The organism is Chryseobacterium lacus (assembly GCF_003336205.1).
In the GTDB taxonomy this organism is placed as follows: Bacteria; Bacteroidota; Bacteroidia; order Flavobacteriales; family Weeksellaceae; genus Chryseobacterium_A; species Chryseobacterium_A lacus.
Genome location: NZ_QPIE01000004.1, coordinates 20,926 through 34,968, shown reverse-complemented (window position 1 = coordinate 34,968; position 14,043 = coordinate 20,926). Strand labels below are relative to the sequence as shown.

Annotated in this window: 17 protein-coding genes; 12 read left to right on the top strand and 5 right to left on the bottom strand. The window is 41.6% G+C overall.

Translation table 11 applies throughout. The features are described 5' to 3' along the window. Nucleotides 1-7: 7 nt before the first annotated feature. Together murB and DQ356_RS05650 are read right to left on the bottom strand one after the other, a co-directional pair. Nucleotides 8-1,042, bottom strand: coding sequence for a UDP-N-acetylmuramate dehydrogenase (gene murB / locus DQ356_RS05655; RefSeq protein WP_114303510.1), 1,035 nt, complete (start codon nucleotides 1,040-1,042; stop codon nucleotides 8-10). Nucleotides 1,043-1,317: 275 nt separating this feature from the next. Then, nucleotides 1,318-2,523, bottom strand: a complete 1,206-nt coding sequence (locus DQ356_RS05650) for a pyridoxal phosphate-dependent aminotransferase (protein ID WP_114303509.1) — start codon at nucleotides 2,521-2,523, stop codon at nucleotides 1,318-1,320. A gap of 163 nt (nucleotides 2,524-2,686) precedes the next feature. Between DQ356_RS05650 and DQ356_RS05645 the strand changes: the two genes are divergently transcribed. Together DQ356_RS05645 and DQ356_RS05640 are read left to right on the top strand one after the other, a co-directional pair. Continuing rightward, complete coding sequence (locus tag DQ356_RS05645) at nucleotides 2,687-3,181, top strand: metallophosphoesterase family protein (protein WP_114303508.1); 495 nt, start codon at nucleotides 2,687-2,689, stop codon at nucleotides 3,179-3,181. Continuing rightward, entirely contained in the window at nucleotides 3,162-3,680 is a 519-nt protein-coding gene (locus DQ356_RS05640; protein WP_317048686.1) for a Smr/MutS family protein, read from the top strand. Before DQ356_RS05645 ends, DQ356_RS05640 begins: the two co-directional genes overlap by 20 nt. Here DQ356_RS05640 and DQ356_RS05635 read toward each other — a convergent pair. Beyond that, the gene (locus tag DQ356_RS05635; RefSeq protein ID WP_166413060.1) at nucleotides 3,673-3,993 is read right to left on the bottom strand and encodes a DUF6370 family protein; all 321 of its coding nucleotides are present in this window, start codon (nucleotides 3,991-3,993) and stop codon (nucleotides 3,673-3,675) included. The genes DQ356_RS05640 and DQ356_RS05635 overlap by 8 nt on opposite strands. A 123-nt stretch (nucleotides 3,994-4,116) precedes the next feature. On the opposite strand from DQ356_RS05635, the gene DQ356_RS05630 reads away from it, so the two are divergent. Continuing rightward, complete coding sequence (locus DQ356_RS05630; protein WP_114303507.1) at nucleotides 4,117-4,830, top strand: DUF3822 family protein; 714 nt, start codon at nucleotides 4,117-4,119, stop codon at nucleotides 4,828-4,830. A gap of 5 nt (nucleotides 4,831-4,835) precedes the next feature. Then, nucleotides 4,836-5,423 carry a 16S rRNA (guanine(966)-N(2))-methyltransferase RsmD gene (rsmD, locus tag DQ356_RS05625; RefSeq protein WP_114303506.1) on the top strand — a complete coding sequence of 196 codons (588 nt, stop codon included), beginning with the start codon at nucleotides 4,836-4,838 and terminating at the stop codon, nucleotides 5,421-5,423. Here rsmD and DQ356_RS05620 read toward each other — a convergent pair. Both DQ356_RS05620 and DQ356_RS05615 read right to left on the bottom strand, forming a co-directional pair. Next, nucleotides 5,420-5,896 carry a SixA phosphatase family protein gene (locus DQ356_RS05620; RefSeq protein WP_114303505.1) on the bottom strand — a complete coding sequence of 159 codons (477 nt, stop codon included), beginning with the start codon at nucleotides 5,894-5,896 and terminating at the stop codon, nucleotides 5,420-5,422. The genes rsmD and DQ356_RS05620 overlap by 4 nt on opposite strands. A 60-nt stretch (nucleotides 5,897-5,956) precedes the next feature. After that, nucleotides 5,957-6,637 (bottom strand): DUF421 domain-containing protein, encoded by a 681-nt coding sequence (locus tag DQ356_RS05615; protein ID WP_114303504.1) that lies wholly within the window; start codon nucleotides 6,635-6,637, stop codon nucleotides 5,957-5,959. 51 nt (nucleotides 6,638-6,688) lie between these two features. Here DQ356_RS05615 and ruvX point away from each other — a divergent pair, with 51 nt between their 5' ends. The 8 genes from ruvX (at nucleotide 6,689) to DQ356_RS05575 (ending at nucleotide 13,905) form a co-directional block, all read left to right on the top strand. Next, the gene (gene ruvX / locus DQ356_RS05610; RefSeq protein ID WP_114303503.1) at nucleotides 6,689-7,105 is read left to right on the top strand and encodes a Holliday junction resolvase RuvX; all 417 of its coding nucleotides are present in this window, start codon (nucleotides 6,689-6,691) and stop codon (nucleotides 7,103-7,105) included. Continuing rightward, the gene (gene def, locus DQ356_RS05605; protein WP_114303502.1) at nucleotides 7,102-7,674 is read left to right on the top strand and encodes a peptide deformylase; all 573 of its coding nucleotides are present in this window, start codon (nucleotides 7,102-7,104) and stop codon (nucleotides 7,672-7,674) included. The genes ruvX and def overlap by 4 nt, the downstream gene beginning before the upstream one ends. Before the next feature lie 52 nt (nucleotides 7,675-7,726). After that, nucleotides 7,727-8,284 carry a DUF5606 family protein gene (locus DQ356_RS05600; protein WP_114303501.1) on the top strand — a complete coding sequence of 186 codons (558 nt, stop codon included), beginning with the start codon at nucleotides 7,727-7,729 and terminating at the stop codon, nucleotides 8,282-8,284. Nucleotides 8,285-8,430: 146 nt separating this feature from the next. Then, complete coding sequence (locus DQ356_RS05595; protein WP_114303774.1) at nucleotides 8,431-9,093, top strand: NAD(P)-dependent oxidoreductase; 663 nt, start codon at nucleotides 8,431-8,433, stop codon at nucleotides 9,091-9,093. A gap of 116 nt (nucleotides 9,094-9,209) precedes the next feature. Next, nucleotides 9,210-10,256: an Atu2307/SP_0267 family LLM class monooxygenase gene (locus DQ356_RS05590; RefSeq protein WP_114303500.1), complete on the top strand. Its 1,047-nt coding sequence runs from the start codon at nucleotides 9,210-9,212 to the stop codon at nucleotides 10,254-10,256. Between the two features lie 71 nt (nucleotides 10,257-10,327). Next, on the top strand, nucleotides 10,328-11,227 hold the full coding sequence (locus DQ356_RS05585) for a pirin family protein (RefSeq protein WP_114303499.1): 900 nt from the start codon (nucleotides 10,328-10,330) through the stop codon (nucleotides 11,225-11,227). Nucleotides 11,228-11,241: 14 nt separating this feature from the next. Then, nucleotides 11,242-11,529 (top strand): GNAT family N-acetyltransferase, encoded by a 288-nt coding sequence (locus DQ356_RS05580; RefSeq protein ID WP_114303498.1) that lies wholly within the window; start codon nucleotides 11,242-11,244, stop codon nucleotides 11,527-11,529. Between the two features lie 120 nt (nucleotides 11,530-11,649). Beyond that, on the top strand, nucleotides 11,650-13,905 hold the full coding sequence (locus tag DQ356_RS05575; protein WP_114303497.1) for a cation:proton antiporter domain-containing protein: 2,256 nt from the start codon (nucleotides 11,650-11,652) through the stop codon (nucleotides 13,903-13,905). The last annotated feature ends 138 nt before the right edge of the window (nucleotides 13,906-14,043 follow it).

Below are 14,043 nucleotides of genomic sequence, written 5' to 3'. Positions count from 1 at the left end.
CAGATCTTTATATAATATTCACTTCTCTTTCCAGCACAATGCCGAATTTCTCCTGTACCGAATGGATGATCTGTTCTGAGAAATCATAAATTTCCTGTCCGGAAGCGTTACCTGTGGCATTCACAATCACCAAAGCCTGAAGTTCATGGCAACCCACATTTCCGGATTGGCGGCCTTTCCAGCCACACTGTTCGATAAGCCAGCCGGCAGGAATCTTCACCAAATGGCCTGCGGGATACGACGGCATATCTGGATTTTCTTTTTGCAGGTTTTCAAACTGGGTTAACGGAATGGTGGGATTTTTAAAAAAACTGCCCGCATTTCCGGTGATTGACGGATCCGGAAGTTTGCTTTTTCTGATAGAAATAACGGCTGCAGAAACATCTTGAATCGTAGGATTCTCAACATTCATTGTCTCCAGTTCTTGCTGAATAGCGCCATAACCAGTTTTTACCAAATGCTGATGTGTTGTGAGAGAAAAACTGACTTCCAGAATCACATATTTCCCTTTCCCTTCTCTTTTGAAAACAGATTCCCGATAGCCAAATCTGCACTCTTCTTTATTGAAATATTCGATTTCCAGAGTTTCCAGATTCAGCACTTTGCATTCTACAAAATGATCTTTAATTTCCGTACCGTAAGCGCCGATATTCTGCATTGGTGAGGTTCCCACATTTCCGGGAATTAAGGAAAGATTTTCCAGGCCTCCATAATTCTTTTCCAAACAATACATCACGAAGTCATGCCAGTTTTCACCCGCACCGGAAGAGATCAATACATGATTATCGTCAATAATTTCTTCTTTTATGCCTTTGATATTTAATTTAATAACAAGGCCGGTAAAATCATGCAGGAAAAGAACATTACTTCCGCCACCGAGAAACAGCAACGGAATTGGAGGATTGTTTTTCTGCAACCTGCGATAATTTCTCAAAACAGAAATTAATTCTTCTTCTGAATGAACTTCAGCAAAATAACGGGCAGAAACTTCTACACCGAAGGTATTATGCAATTTTAAAGATACATTTTGAAGCCAATCCATTCTCAGAGCCTGTTTAAATTTTAACGAAATATTTTTAGTATAGGTATTTTAATCATTCTCAATGACACTTTTATGCTCTTTCGGCGTATTTCACCCTTTTATTTTTTAGTTTAGCCCGCTAAAATTTCAACCTAAAAGAGCAAAATCCATCCAAAAATAGCTATAAAATTGAAAATTGTAAAATTTAAACAGGCTCTGAAAAAATAAAGCGGTAAAATTAAAAAATAAAAGCCACGAATCCGAAAATCCGCGGCTGTAATTCTTATGATATTTCATTAAAGATTAAAAGAAATTCTGTATTTTTCCAAAGCATCTTTCAGCAGTTCTACGCTTCTTCTCAAATCTTCTTCTTTCAGAACGTAAGCGATGCGAACCTGTTTTTTTCCCAGTTCAGGATCACTGTAAAAACCGCCTGCCGGTGCCACCATGATCGTTTCATTATTGTTGGAATACACTTCCAGCAACCATTGGGCAAATTTTTCGGTATCATCCACAGGAAGTTCCGCCACACAGTAGAAAGCTCCTTTTGGTTTCGGACAGATCACACCGGGAATTCCGTTTAGTAAATCAACAAGAACATTTCTGCGGTGGGTGTATTCTTCCCGCACATTCCGAATATATTCCTGGTCATTTTCATGCGCTGCAGTGGCGGCAATCTGGCCTAAAAGCACCGGACTGAGCCTAGCCTGTGCGAAAAGCATCGCAGCATCATGAATTTTTTGAGACCGGGTAATCATGCAGCCAATCCGCGCTCCGCACATCGAATATCTTTTCGATTCGGAATCAATAATAATGCAATGGTCTTTCAGTTCTGTAAACTCCAGCATCGAAATCTGCTGATGTCCGTCATACACGTATTCCCGGTACACTTCGTCTGAAATAATGACGATGTCATGCTTCAGTGCGATTTCTGCCAACTTCTTAAGTTCCTCCAACGAATACAGATATCCTGTGGGATTTCCGGGATTACAGATGATAATAGCCTTTGTTCTCGGCGTTATTTTTTTCTCAAATTCTTCAATAGAAGGAAGGGCAAAACCGGTATCAATAGTAGACGGCACCGCAACTACATTCACACGGAAGGTGTTGGCAAAACCATTATAATTGGCATAATAAGGTTCCGGAATAATCACCTCATCCCCATCATCACAAAGGGTGGAGATGGCAAAATTCAAAGCTTCGGAACCTCCGTTCGTCACGATGAAATTATTCGGAGTAAGGTCGGTAAAACCCAAAGAATGATAGTACGTTACCAATGCATTTCTGTATTCTATATTTCCTTCAGAAAGGGCATATTCCAAAACAGTCAGGTCAATATTCCTGATGGCTTCCATCGCCGTTTCAGGAGTTTTGATGTCGGGCTGGCCGATGTTCAGGTGATACACTTTCATTCCCCGTTGCTTGGCCTGAGTGGCGAACGGAACCAGTTTTCTAACTGGGGAAGCAGGCATATTTTCAGCCCTTTTTGATATTTGTGGCATTGCTTTTTTTATTTTCACAAAAATACAAATTTTCGGTCGAAGAAGTGTCTTTTCCAGCACCCATTTTGTGTGTCTTTTTCCCTATCAGCATCTTCGCTTTTTTTATTAAAAATTACATTTACCTTTGCAGAAAGGGAGATTTCAATTTCGACAACATTACTCAATGACAAAGATTCTATTGCTTTCGGACAGCCATTCCTATATCGATGACAGAATTCTTGAATATGCCGGCAAAGCAGATGAAATATGGCATTGCGGAGATTTCGGGAGCATGGAAGTTTTGGAAGAACTGGAAAAGATAAAACCATTGAAAGGAGTTTTCGGAAATATTGATGGCGATAAAATTCGCCGCTGTCTTCCAGAAGTCAATCATTTTCAGTGTGAAAATGTGGAAGTTCTGATGATTCACATCGGCGGTTATCCGGGAAGATACACGCCTTTAGCGCGAAAAGAGATTGCTGAGAAAAAACCGAAATTGTTTATTTCCGGGCATTCGCACATTCTGAAAGCAATGTATGACGATAAAAATACGCTTCTCCACCTGAATCCCGGAGCGTGCGGAAAACAGGGCTGGCATCAGATGAGAACCATGATGCAGTTTGAAATAGATCATGAGGCGATCCAAAATCTACAGATTGTTGAACTGGGAAAAAAATAAAGGTGTGAAAATAAAAGATCAGGTATCGGTGATAGACGAAAATCTTAGCGGAACGGTGACTTCAGTTAACGGAAACCGGGTTATTTTTATAGATGATCACGGATTTACCCATTCTTTCCGCAAGGATCAGCTGGTATTGCGCGAACATTCTTTATACGAAAATCTGCAACTTCAGAAAAAACCGGAGCCTGTAAAAACAAAGTCAAAAAAACATCATAAAAAACATTTCGTTCTGGATCTTCATTTCGGGAAAATGGTGACCCATCCTGAACGTTATGAAAGCTTCGAAAGACTTTTCATCCAGAAAGAAAAATTATTGGAAACCATCGCTTATTGTAGAAAAAACAATCTCAAAAAGCTTGAAATCATCCATGGAATCGGCGACGGCACGTTGCAACAGATGGTGCAGGAAGTGCTCATCAGCCAAACCGGACTGGATTTTCGGAATACAGCGATTCTACATCATCAGTCCGGATCGGTGATGGTAGAATTTATTTAGATTTTTTTTCGGGAACCACTGCAAAACTGGAAGCATAAAATTTCCCGTCTTTAATCTCTCCGGAAACTTTTGCTTTTTTCACCACGTTGCAGAAACCATCGTCTGCGTGAGGATTTCCGTGATCCTTAATGGTAGTGCCTTCCACATAATACACTTTGTTGTCCATTCTGACGGCCAGAGCGCAACCTCTGTCATTTTTCTGATCAAAATTGCACATTCCGCAGGAAGCTTCCACGTATTGATTGGTCACTTTTTTCTGAGCAAAAACAGATACTGAAAGCACCAGCATCATCAGTAAAAACATTTTTTTCATATTCAAATTATTTAAGGTTAAAGGTAAGAAATTAAGACAAATATAAGATAACATTGATAAAACTCATATTGTATTCCCGAATTTTACAACCCAAATAATTTTAATAAATTTGCTCACTTCAAGATGGAAAAACTCAATTTACTTTTTATCCAGGACGGTTTACAATACCAGATGGTGCGTGGCAAAAGCGTTCAGGACGAACAATCTTACTTCGTGAAGGAAGAATCTCCGGCAGATTTCATTTCCCGAAAACTGGAAATGGCGCTGGACAAAAAACACAGCGAAATCTCTGTAGTGTCCGCACTGAACCGTTTTACACTGATGCCCGAAGGTTTCAGCGAACACGAATTGGGCTATGACCTGATCGCATTCAATTCGCCGGTCAATAAAAACGAAGAAGAACTGATGCTCTCTGTCAATAAAAAATATGGAGTGCAGTTTTATTATACTTTCCCGAAAAAGTGGTACGAGATGTTGAAATCCCGGGAACTTCCTGTAAAATTTAATTTCTCAGGCGAAAAATTTCTCAATTCCATCAGCGCAAAAGGTGGAAAAGAAATCCACATCAATCTGTATCACCAGCAGTGTGAGTTTATTGCGCTGGAAAATAAAAAAGTGATCCTGTACAACAATCTTGATATCAATTCTGAGGTAGATTTTCTTTATTTCATCATGTTCAGCATCAGCAAAATTGGTTTTGGTATCAAGGAAACCCGCTTTTTCGTGTACGGAGAAACTTCAGAAAACGAGACTTTTATTTCAGAACTCCGGAAGTTTGTCCGCCATCTGAAAATGATTCATGATAATCAGCCAAAGAAAAATTTCATTCTAAAGTAACGCTTATGTATCGCATTATATCAGGAAAATGGAAAGCCAAAAAAATTGCTGCGCCGAAACATTTCGATGTGCGGCCCACCACTGATTTTGCGAAAGAAGCGCTTTTCAGCATTATCGAAAACCGATATGAACTGGAATTTGCTTCCGTTCTGGATCTTTTTGCGGGCATCGGTTCCATCACGCTGGAGTTCGCTTCCAGAGACTGCCAGGATATTACCAGCGTGGAAATGAATCCTAAACACTGTACTTTTATTTCATCCACCGCGGCGGAACTGGATATGGCTTTACAGATCAGTGTTCAGCGTGCAGATGTCTTTGACTGGCTGAAGAAAAATCGGACCAAAAAACAATACGATATCATCTTTGCAGATCCGCCTTTTGAAATGGATGAAAAGAAATACGGCGAATTGATTTCCCTGATTTTAAACAATAATTATCTGAAAGAAAACGGAATCCTGATTCTCGAACATCAGACGAAAAACATCCCTCAACACCCCAATGTGACGGCTACGCGGAAATACGGAAACGTCAGTTTTTCACTGATTAAAGCCAACGAAAAGGAAGAAAAGGAAGAAAATGAAGAAACTGTCTAAATGCTTTTGGGTTCGTAAAAGAAAAGAAGCTTTTTAGCTGCAAGGTCAAAATCCGACCACGAAGAACACTCAATCTGAAATCCCGCAACGCCGCAGGTTGGAAAATGGAAAATATCTTCTGAAATAGAATTGGCAAAATTGGATATTCCGTTGTTGTGCGAAAACATCGCTACTGAATCCACCTGATCTTCCAGCCCGTAAATTACAGAACGGATTCCATCTTCTGAAGGGCTATACAGTTTCTGATCTGTATGAAGCGATACCTGATAATCCTGATTGAATATTTCACAGGTTCCCAATGCCCTTACCGCAGGACTTGAAATAAAATACTGAATATCAACTTGATTTCCTTTCAGGAATTTTGCCATTTTCACAGCGTCTTCATGCCCTCCGTCGGCAAGCGGCCTATCGAAATCCTCTGTGTCTGCAGGCCAGTCGCTTTTTGCATGGCGTACCAGAATCAGTTTTTTCATAATTTTTGAATTTGGGAAAATAAAATTAAACTATTTCACAGGAACTACAAAACTTTATTTTCAGCTGATCCGTTTTGTAGCGATAGCACGGACAAACTTTTTCTCTTTGCAGGAACAGACACTGTTGGCAATTCCGATCCCCAAAACTGTTTTTCCACAGTTTGTACAGGAATAATACTGATCCGGCAGTATATCCTTTACAGTATCCAGATATTTTTCCGGCCATATCGGAAGCCCGTGCTCGGTTAGTTCCCGTTCGCGGAAGATAATGCTCAGCGTTCCGTTGGTTTCCAGAAGAACATCTTTCACCTGACCGATATGTTCAATATTCTGCATTCTCAATTCTGAAAAAAACTCATCTACACCCAGTTTTTTCTCATGCAGAAACTCCTTGGTAAACTGACCGTTTCTGATGAGATATTCCGGTTTTCCTTCAAAATACAATTCTATTTTTTCTGAGTGCGTCACCAGATAAATGATGATTCTGTAAATCAGAATTGTTACCACCAGTACCGTGGCTGCCACTGCAATGCCCACTTCTTTATAAAACATCGGATCTCCGGCAGCACTTCCCAGCGCAATAATCATCACCATTTCAAAAATCGAAAGCTGCTTTACGCTCCGTTTCCCGGTAAATTTCATCACCAGAATCAGGAATAAAAACATCATCGTAGTTCTGAGTACAACTTCCAGTAAAAACTGAACATTTTCAGTCCCGAAAAAGAGCTCTTCTGCTTTCATATATCAAATTTATAAGGACTAAAAATATAAAATTTGTTTAAATTTGCAGCTATGGGAAAAATTATGGCAATCGACTTCGGCAAAAAACGTACGGGTATTGCTGTTACTGATGATTTACAAATAATAGCCAGCGGGCTGGATACCGTGGAAACCGCAACGCTGATGAACTTTCTTCAGCAGTATTTCTCCGAAAACCAGGTGAAAGAGGTCGTTATCGGACTTCCCATCGATCTCAAGGGAAATCTTTCTGAAATAGAAACCGACATCAGAAAATTTATTGGTGAATTTGAAACCCAGTTCCCGGGGATCACCGTTCATCGTTTGGATGAAAGATTCACCTCAAAAATGGCATCGTTTTTTATCAGCCAAAGTGGCAAGAGCAAAAAAAGAAGGGAGGACAAAAGCCTGATAGACAAAGTGAGCGCTACCCTTATTTTACAGAATTTTTTAGAAAATAAACAAAGATGATACTACCAATCCGGGCTTTCGGAGATCCCGTCCTCAGGAAAGTAGCCCGTAATATAGATCAGGATTATCCGGAGCTGAACACACTGATCCAAAACATGTATGAAACGATGGAAGATGCCAACGGTATCGGACTGGCTGCGCCACAAGTAGGGTTGGATATCCGGCTGTTCTGCATTGATGTGTCTCCATTGGCTGACGATGAAGATTATGCGGATATCGCCGAAGAACTGAAAGGTTTCAAAAAAGTGTTTATCAATGCTAAAATGCTGGAGGAAAGTGGCTCCGAATGGAAATTCAACGAAGGCTGCCTATCCATTCCTGACATTCGCGAGGATATCAAACGTAAAGAAACCATCGTTATCGAATATTTTGATGAAAATTTTGTGAAACATACAGAAACTTTTTCCGATATTCGTGCCCGTGTTATTCAGCATGAATACGATCATATCGAAGGCATCCTGTTTACAGATCACCTTTCCTCGCTGAAGAAAAAACTGGTGAAAGGAAAACTTTCCAAAATCATGCACGGCGATGTGAATGTGAATTATAAAATGAGATTTCCAAAATAATTTTTCACGCACAGAAATGCGTAAGAAACGTTAATAATAAAAATAAAAGAGTATGGAGTTAGAAAAAATTATATCAATTTCGGGAAAGCCCGGACTTTTTAAACTGGTTTCCCAGCTGAAAAACGGATTTATCATCGAAGATGTTACCACCAAAAAGAAAGTAAGCATCGGCAATTCCAGCCAGGTGAGTTTATTGGACAATATCGCCATGTTTACTTTTGATAAAGAAGTTCCGTTGTTCGAGGTGTTCGAAAACATTGCCAAAACAAACGATTATAAAGAAACCATTTCCCATAAATCATCAGAGACTGAACTTCGGGAATTTATGGAAACTGCACTTCCTGATTACGACAGAGACCGCGTGTATCTTTCCGACATCAAAAAACTTGCACAGTGGTACAATATCCTTCAGGCAGCCCGATACATCACTCCGGAAAGTTTCATAAAACCTGAAGCGGAAGAAACAGAAACTCCGGCAGAACCGGCAGAAAAGAAAACAGCTACTAAAAAAACGGATCAAAAACCGGCCAAACCTGCTGCTCCTAAAGTAAAAGAATCTACACACGCAGCAAAATCAGCTCCCAAAAGTACGCACAGAAAGCAAGGGTAGGCTTCTTCCCTTTCAATAACAAAACCTTTCGGAAACGAGAGGTTTTTTTAGTAAATGCACATTGTGATTTAACAAATTCTTATCTTACATCAACATTTTGCGGCCTAAAAATGAATACTTTTGTCTTTAATAAAAGTGATTACAATATGAAAGTAGCATTAATCGGAGCAACAGGATATGTGGGAAATGCCATCCTTAAAGAACTTCTCCACCGTCAATATGACGTAACGGCCATCGCGAGAAACAGTGCCAAAATCGACATCAGCAGCGATCATCTCACCCGGCGAGATCTGAACATCTTCAATACGGAAGGGCTCACCGAGGTCATCAGCGGGCACGACGTGGTCATCAGTGCTTATAATCCTGGATGGACGAATCCAAATCTCCATGAAGAGTATCTCAAAGGTGCCGAAAGCATTCAGAAAGCGGTTGAAAAGTCAGACAGCAAACGGCTGATCGTCATTGGCGGCGCCGGAACTCTGAAAGCAGATGGAAAATTCATCGTGGATGGCCCGGATTTCCCTAAAGAAATCTATCCCGGAGCGAGTGCTGTGAAAAAATACTTTGTAGAAAACCTCAGCAAAAATGAAACACTGGACTGGCAATTTTTCTCCCCTGCAATAGAAATGAATATGTTCAGTGAGGACAAAGACCGCGGAAGAACCGGAAAATACCGCTATAGTACCGACACGCCGGTGCTGGACGAAGAAGGGCGTTCCCGACATTCGGTAGAAGATCTGGCCGTAGCCATTGCCGATGAAATTGAAAATAAACAGTTCATCAGAAAACAGTTTACGGCGGCGTATTAGAATATTCCGGAAAATCAAAACAAAATATTTCGGCAGAATCACCAAATCTGCTAATATAAAACTACGCTAACAATGGGAAGCATGGCTTTCCGGCGTTTGCTTACAAAAAAGAAAATATGAAAAATATAGAATTTGGGTATATGACCTTCGCCGATATGGCACCGGAAACTTCACCCGGAAAAGGCACCAATGCCCGCCAAAGAATACAGGATCTTCTGGAAGAAGTGAAACTTGCAGATGAACTCGGTATTGATGTTTTCGGTATCGGAGAACATCACCGCGAAGATTATTCGGTTTCTTCTCCATCCACCATTCTGGCGGCTGCAGCAGCGATTACAAAAAATATAAAACTGACCAGCGCAGTCACAGTGCTAAGTTCCGAAGAGCCCGTTCGGGTCTATCAACAGTTTGCAACCATAGATCTCATCTCCGGCGGAAGAGCCGAAATCATGGCCGGACGGGGTTCCTTTATTGAGAGTTTTCCTCTTTTTGGATATGACCTGAACGATTATAATGAACTTTTTGAAGAAAAACTGGAACTTCTCCTGTCTATCAACCGGTCTGAAAAAGTCACCTGGAGCGGAAAGCTCCGTGCTCCGATTCATGATCTTGGCGTTTATCCCCGAGCAGTGGAAGGAGAAATTCCCGTCTGGCTGGCTGCAGGAGGAACACCTTCTTCCGCCGTGCGTGCTGCCAAACTGAAACTGCCGTTAATGCTTGCCATTATTGGCGGAATGCCGGAAAATTTTATTCCGTTTATTAAGCTGTATAAAAAGACGGCTTTGGAAAGTGGAGTTTCTGAGAATGACTTACAGGTAGGCATCAACAACCACATTCTTATTGGCGAAAATGATGAGAAAGTTGCCGACGACTTCTTCCCCCATTATGCTGCCATGATGGACAGGGTTGGAAAAAGCCGGGGTTGGCAGCCGATGACGCGACAGCAATATGAATTTATGAGAAGTGAACGCGGCTCCCTGATGGTAGGCAGCGTAGAAAAAGTAGTGAATAAAATCGTGGCGGAACATCAGATGTTCGGATTTACAAGATTTATGGCACACGGCAGCCTCGGAACCACCCCGCATGAACTGACGATGAAATCGCTGGAATTGTACGGTAAGGAAGGCATTCCTGAAGTGAAAAGAAGATTGAATTTTCTATAACATTGATGTACCTGATTTTCCCTACATTGTAGAATTATTTTCAGTACGTTTCACTATAATTCTAAATAATTATGTCAAACATCGAATTAATCATTGAAGAAAAAGCCGCTGATATCGGGAATTTCCTGGTCGGAAGGCTGCTTCCTTTCCGGGGAAAAAGAGCGGTGGGCCCGTTCGTGTTTATCGATCACATGGGTCCGGCAAAACTGGCTGAACATCAGAATCTGGATGTTCCGCCGCATCCACACATCGGACTTTCCACATTGACCTATCTTTTCGAAGGATCTATTTTTCATCGCGACAGTCTGGGTTCCGCAATGGAAATACAGCCCGGTGCGGTCAACTGGATGACGGCCGGCAAAGGAGTCGTGCATTCCGAAAGAACACCGGAATATCTGCGAACCTCCGATACGTCGCTGCATGGTTTTCAGATTTGGGTCGGATTACCAAAGGAACTAGAGCAAATGGAACCCGAATTCCATCATACGGAGGCTTCTGCAATTCCGGCTTGGGAAGAAAATAACGTTCAGTATAAACTGATTGCCGGCGAAGCATTCGGAAAAAAATCACCGGTTCCAGTGTACAGCAAATTGTTTTTCATCGAAATTAAAAATAAAGAGAAAACCAAGATCAACATCGGGGAGCATCTTTTCGGCGAGGTTGCCATGTATGTTCTGGAAGGCACGGTAAATCTTGAAGGAAATGAATTCGGTTCGAAGCAGCTTCTCGTGGCTAAAAATGCCACCCTTTGCGAATTTGAAATGAATGAAAACGCGACGGTATATCTTTTCGGCGGCGAACCTTTTCCTGAGGAACGGTATATTTTCTGGAATTTTGTCAACTCGGACAGAGATGTTATTGAGCAGGCAAAACTCGACTGGCATGATCAGAACCTGAGTGCGTTCCCGAAAGTAGCTGGCGATGAAGATGAATATGTAGCGCTGCCCAAAGCAATCTTAAAACACCGATAAATAAACCCATCACTATGTCAGAAATAAAACACACCAACAACGAGAAAAAAGGCGTTTTCGAAATCTATTCTGAAGGCAAAAAAGCCGGCGAAATGACCTATACCTGGGCAGGAGACGACAAGTTTATTATTGATCACACCGAAGTAGATCCTGCATTCGGAGGAAAAGGACTGGCCAAAGCGCTGGTTGTTGCTGGTGCAGAATATGCACGGGCCAACAATAAGAAAGTAGTTCCTGTATGTCCGTATGCAAAAATAACTTTCGAAAGAAATGCAGAACTGCAGGATGTGCTCTTCAGGTAACATTCATTTACTTTTTATCTGAAAAAGCCAAAAAAAACGATTAAATTTGTGAAAAGCATCTACTTAGAGGAATGTCTTTAGATCTTCCCGGATGCCTATTCACCAATATCCGCTCAATATATGGCACACCTTCCGGAACTTATTGTTGATCTGGCCCTCATTCTCCTTGTGGGAGCCTTTATCACTATTCTGTTTAAAAGGATAAAGCAGCCTCTGGTATTAGGCTATATCATCGCCGGATTTTTAGTAGGCCCTCATTTTACATTAATTCCCACCGTTGTGGATAATGAGAATATTGAGACTTTTGCCGAAATCGGAGTCATCATGCTTCTTTTCAGTCTGGGGCTGGAATTCAGTTTTAAAAAGCTGATGAGTGTGGGAGGTTCCGCCTCTATTACCGCTGTGGTGGAGATTCTTTTCATTGGGCTTGGCGGTTATCTCACAGGATACCTTCTGGGCTGGAAACCCATAGACAGTCTCTTTTTGGGAGGGATGCTGGCCAGTTCTTCTACCACCATTATTCTCAAAGCTTTCGATGAATTAGGATTGAAAACCAGGCAGTTTGCACAGGTGGTTTTCGGAGTTTTAATTGTGGAAGATATTATTGTGATCCTTCTCATGGTATTGCTTTCTACGGTAGCTGTTACCCAGCAGTTTGAAGGTTCGGAGATCATATTTACTATTTTGAAACTGATATTCTTTCTGCTTCTGTGGTTCCTTGTCGGGATTTATTTACTCCCAAGTTTTCTTAAAAAGGCAAGAAAATTTATGGACGGAGAAACCACGCTTATTTTTGCCATCGGTTTGTGTTTCGGGATGGTGGTTCTGGCCACGCAGGTAGGATTTTCTGCTGAATTAGGCGCGTTCGTTATGGGTTCGATTATTGCGGAAACCGTCATGGCTGAAAGAGTGGAACACATCACGATGCCCATTAAACAGTTATTCGGAACGATATTTTTTGTTTCGGTGGGGATGATGATTGATCCGAATGCGATGGTGACCTATGCATGGCCGATTCTGGTGATCACCGCGCTTACATTATTCGGAAAATTTTTCTTCAGCGGACTGGGTGCATTGATTTCCGGGCTTCCGCTCAAACAATCCATGCAGATCGGGATGAGCATGGCACAGATAGGCGAATTTGCTTTCATTGTCGCCACATTAGGATTATCGTTGGGTGTGATTTCAGATTTCCTCTTTCCGATAGCGGTCGGAGTTTCTGCGATCACCACGTTTACGACGCCTTATATGATGAAAATGGCGGATCCTTTCTATGACTGGCTTATGACTAAACTGCCGTCGAGATGGGTAACCCGCATCGAAAATTATTCACTGGAAACCGAGAAGATGAATGCCAATCCGAAGTGGAAGAACATTACCAAGGAATACCTGCGGATTATTATTCTGAACACCATTATTCTGATTGGGATCATCCTGACTTTCAGATTCTTCATTATTCCTTTTATCAACCGGAATATTGAAGTTCCGCTCTATCAGAACATTATTGTTATTATTCTGGGAACCGTGGTTTCGTCTCCTTTTTTATGGGCTATTCTTACCAAAGCACCAAAAATAGCGGAAAAAGACGCACTGAATGACACAGTGACTCTGGCCCTTAACATCATCCGGATTCTTCTGGGAACCTTCCTTATCGGGCTTTTTATCGATCAATTGACTTCCACCAAATATGCAATTATTTTCGCACTGCCGGTGGTGATCTTCCTGCTGTGGTTCTTTTCAACCAAAATTCAGGATGTGTATCAGCGGATTGAAAATCAGTTCATCAGCAATTTTAATGAGAGAGAAACTCAGGATTATCTGAAAAATAAAACCGTACACGATCTCAAACAGCGCAATCTGGAATTTCGGGAAAAACTGAAAACCTGGGATGCCCACATTTCGGTGATGGAAGTGGATCCGCACGCCAAGTTCATCGGAGTCCGCCTGGAAGAACTTCGCTGGAAAGAGAATTACGGCATTAATGTCGTGTACATTAAAAGAGGTGAAAACCTCATCAGCCTGCCTGGCCGCGACAATCGCCTGTTGCCGTATGACAGGGTTGGCATCCTGGGAACCGATGAGCAATTTCAGAATTTCAAGACTGTTTTTGACGAGCGGGAAGAGAAACTGAATGAAATGGAAGTGGGCGAAATTTCACTGATGAAGGTACTGATCGATCCCGACAGCAAATATGTAGGCCATTCGATCCGGCAGTCTCACATTCGCGAAGATCTGGTATCACAGGTAGTCGGTGTAGAAAGGAACGACAGCCGCATTCTAAATCCTGATTCTTCGGAAATCATTCAAGGGGATGACATCCTTTGGCTGGTGGGGAATGCGAAGAAAATCAGAGAATATAAGGAAAACAAAACGTAATTCGCTTGATGGCAGACAGAACAAAGTGAAGCAAATCCATTGTATGCTGTAAACAAAACTCAGGCTAAAAAGAATTTATTTATTACTTCGGTAACTTTGCCAAAGTTTGGAACTTTGGCAAAGTTGGGTCAAATTTTG

Bases quoted from the DNA above. Each gene is read 5' to 3' on its own strand.
- murB (WP_114303510.1), bottom strand. From the start codon at position 1,042: ATGGATTGGCTTCAAAATGTATCTTTAAAATTGCATAATACCTTCGGT.
- DQ356_RS05650 (WP_114303509.1), bottom strand. From the start codon at position 2,523: ATGCCACAAATATCAAAAAGGGCTGAAAATATGCCTGCTTCCCCAGTT.
- DQ356_RS05645 (WP_114303508.1), top strand. From the start codon at position 2,687: ATGACAAAGATTCTATTGCTTTCGGACAGCCATTCCTATATCGATGAC.
- DQ356_RS05635 (WP_166413060.1), bottom strand. From the start codon at position 3,993: ATGAAAAAAATGTTTTTACTGATGATGCTGGTGCTTTCAGTATCTGTT.
- DQ356_RS05630 (WP_114303507.1), top strand. From the start codon at position 4,117: ATGGAAAAACTCAATTTACTTTTTATCCAGGACGGTTTACAATACCAG.
- rsmD (WP_114303506.1), top strand. From the start codon at position 4,836: ATGTATCGCATTATATCAGGAAAATGGAAAGCCAAAAAAATTGCTGCG.
- DQ356_RS05620 (WP_114303505.1), bottom strand. From the start codon at position 5,896: ATGAAAAAACTGATTCTGGTACGCCATGCAAAAAGCGACTGGCCTGCA.
- DQ356_RS05615 (WP_114303504.1), bottom strand. From the start codon at position 6,637: ATGAAAGCAGAAGAGCTCTTTTTCGGGACTGAAAATGTTCAGTTTTTA.
- ruvX (WP_114303503.1), top strand. From the start codon at position 6,689: ATGGGAAAAATTATGGCAATCGACTTCGGCAAAAAACGTACGGGTATT.
- def (WP_114303502.1), top strand. From the start codon at position 7,102: ATGATACTACCAATCCGGGCTTTCGGAGATCCCGTCCTCAGGAAAGTA.
- DQ356_RS05600 (WP_114303501.1), top strand. From the start codon at position 7,727: ATGGAGTTAGAAAAAATTATATCAATTTCGGGAAAGCCCGGACTTTTT.
- DQ356_RS05595 (WP_114303774.1), top strand. From the start codon at position 8,431: ATGAAAGTAGCATTAATCGGAGCAACAGGATATGTGGGAAATGCCATC.
- DQ356_RS05590 (WP_114303500.1), top strand. From the start codon at position 9,210: ATGAAAAATATAGAATTTGGGTATATGACCTTCGCCGATATGGCACCG.
- DQ356_RS05585 (WP_114303499.1), top strand. From the start codon at position 10,328: ATGTCAAACATCGAATTAATCATTGAAGAAAAAGCCGCTGATATCGGG.
- DQ356_RS05580 (WP_114303498.1), top strand. From the start codon at position 11,242: ATGTCAGAAATAAAACACACCAACAACGAGAAAAAAGGCGTTTTCGAA.
- DQ356_RS05575 (WP_114303497.1), top strand. From the start codon at position 11,650: ATGGCACACCTTCCGGAACTTATTGTTGATCTGGCCCTCATTCTCCTT.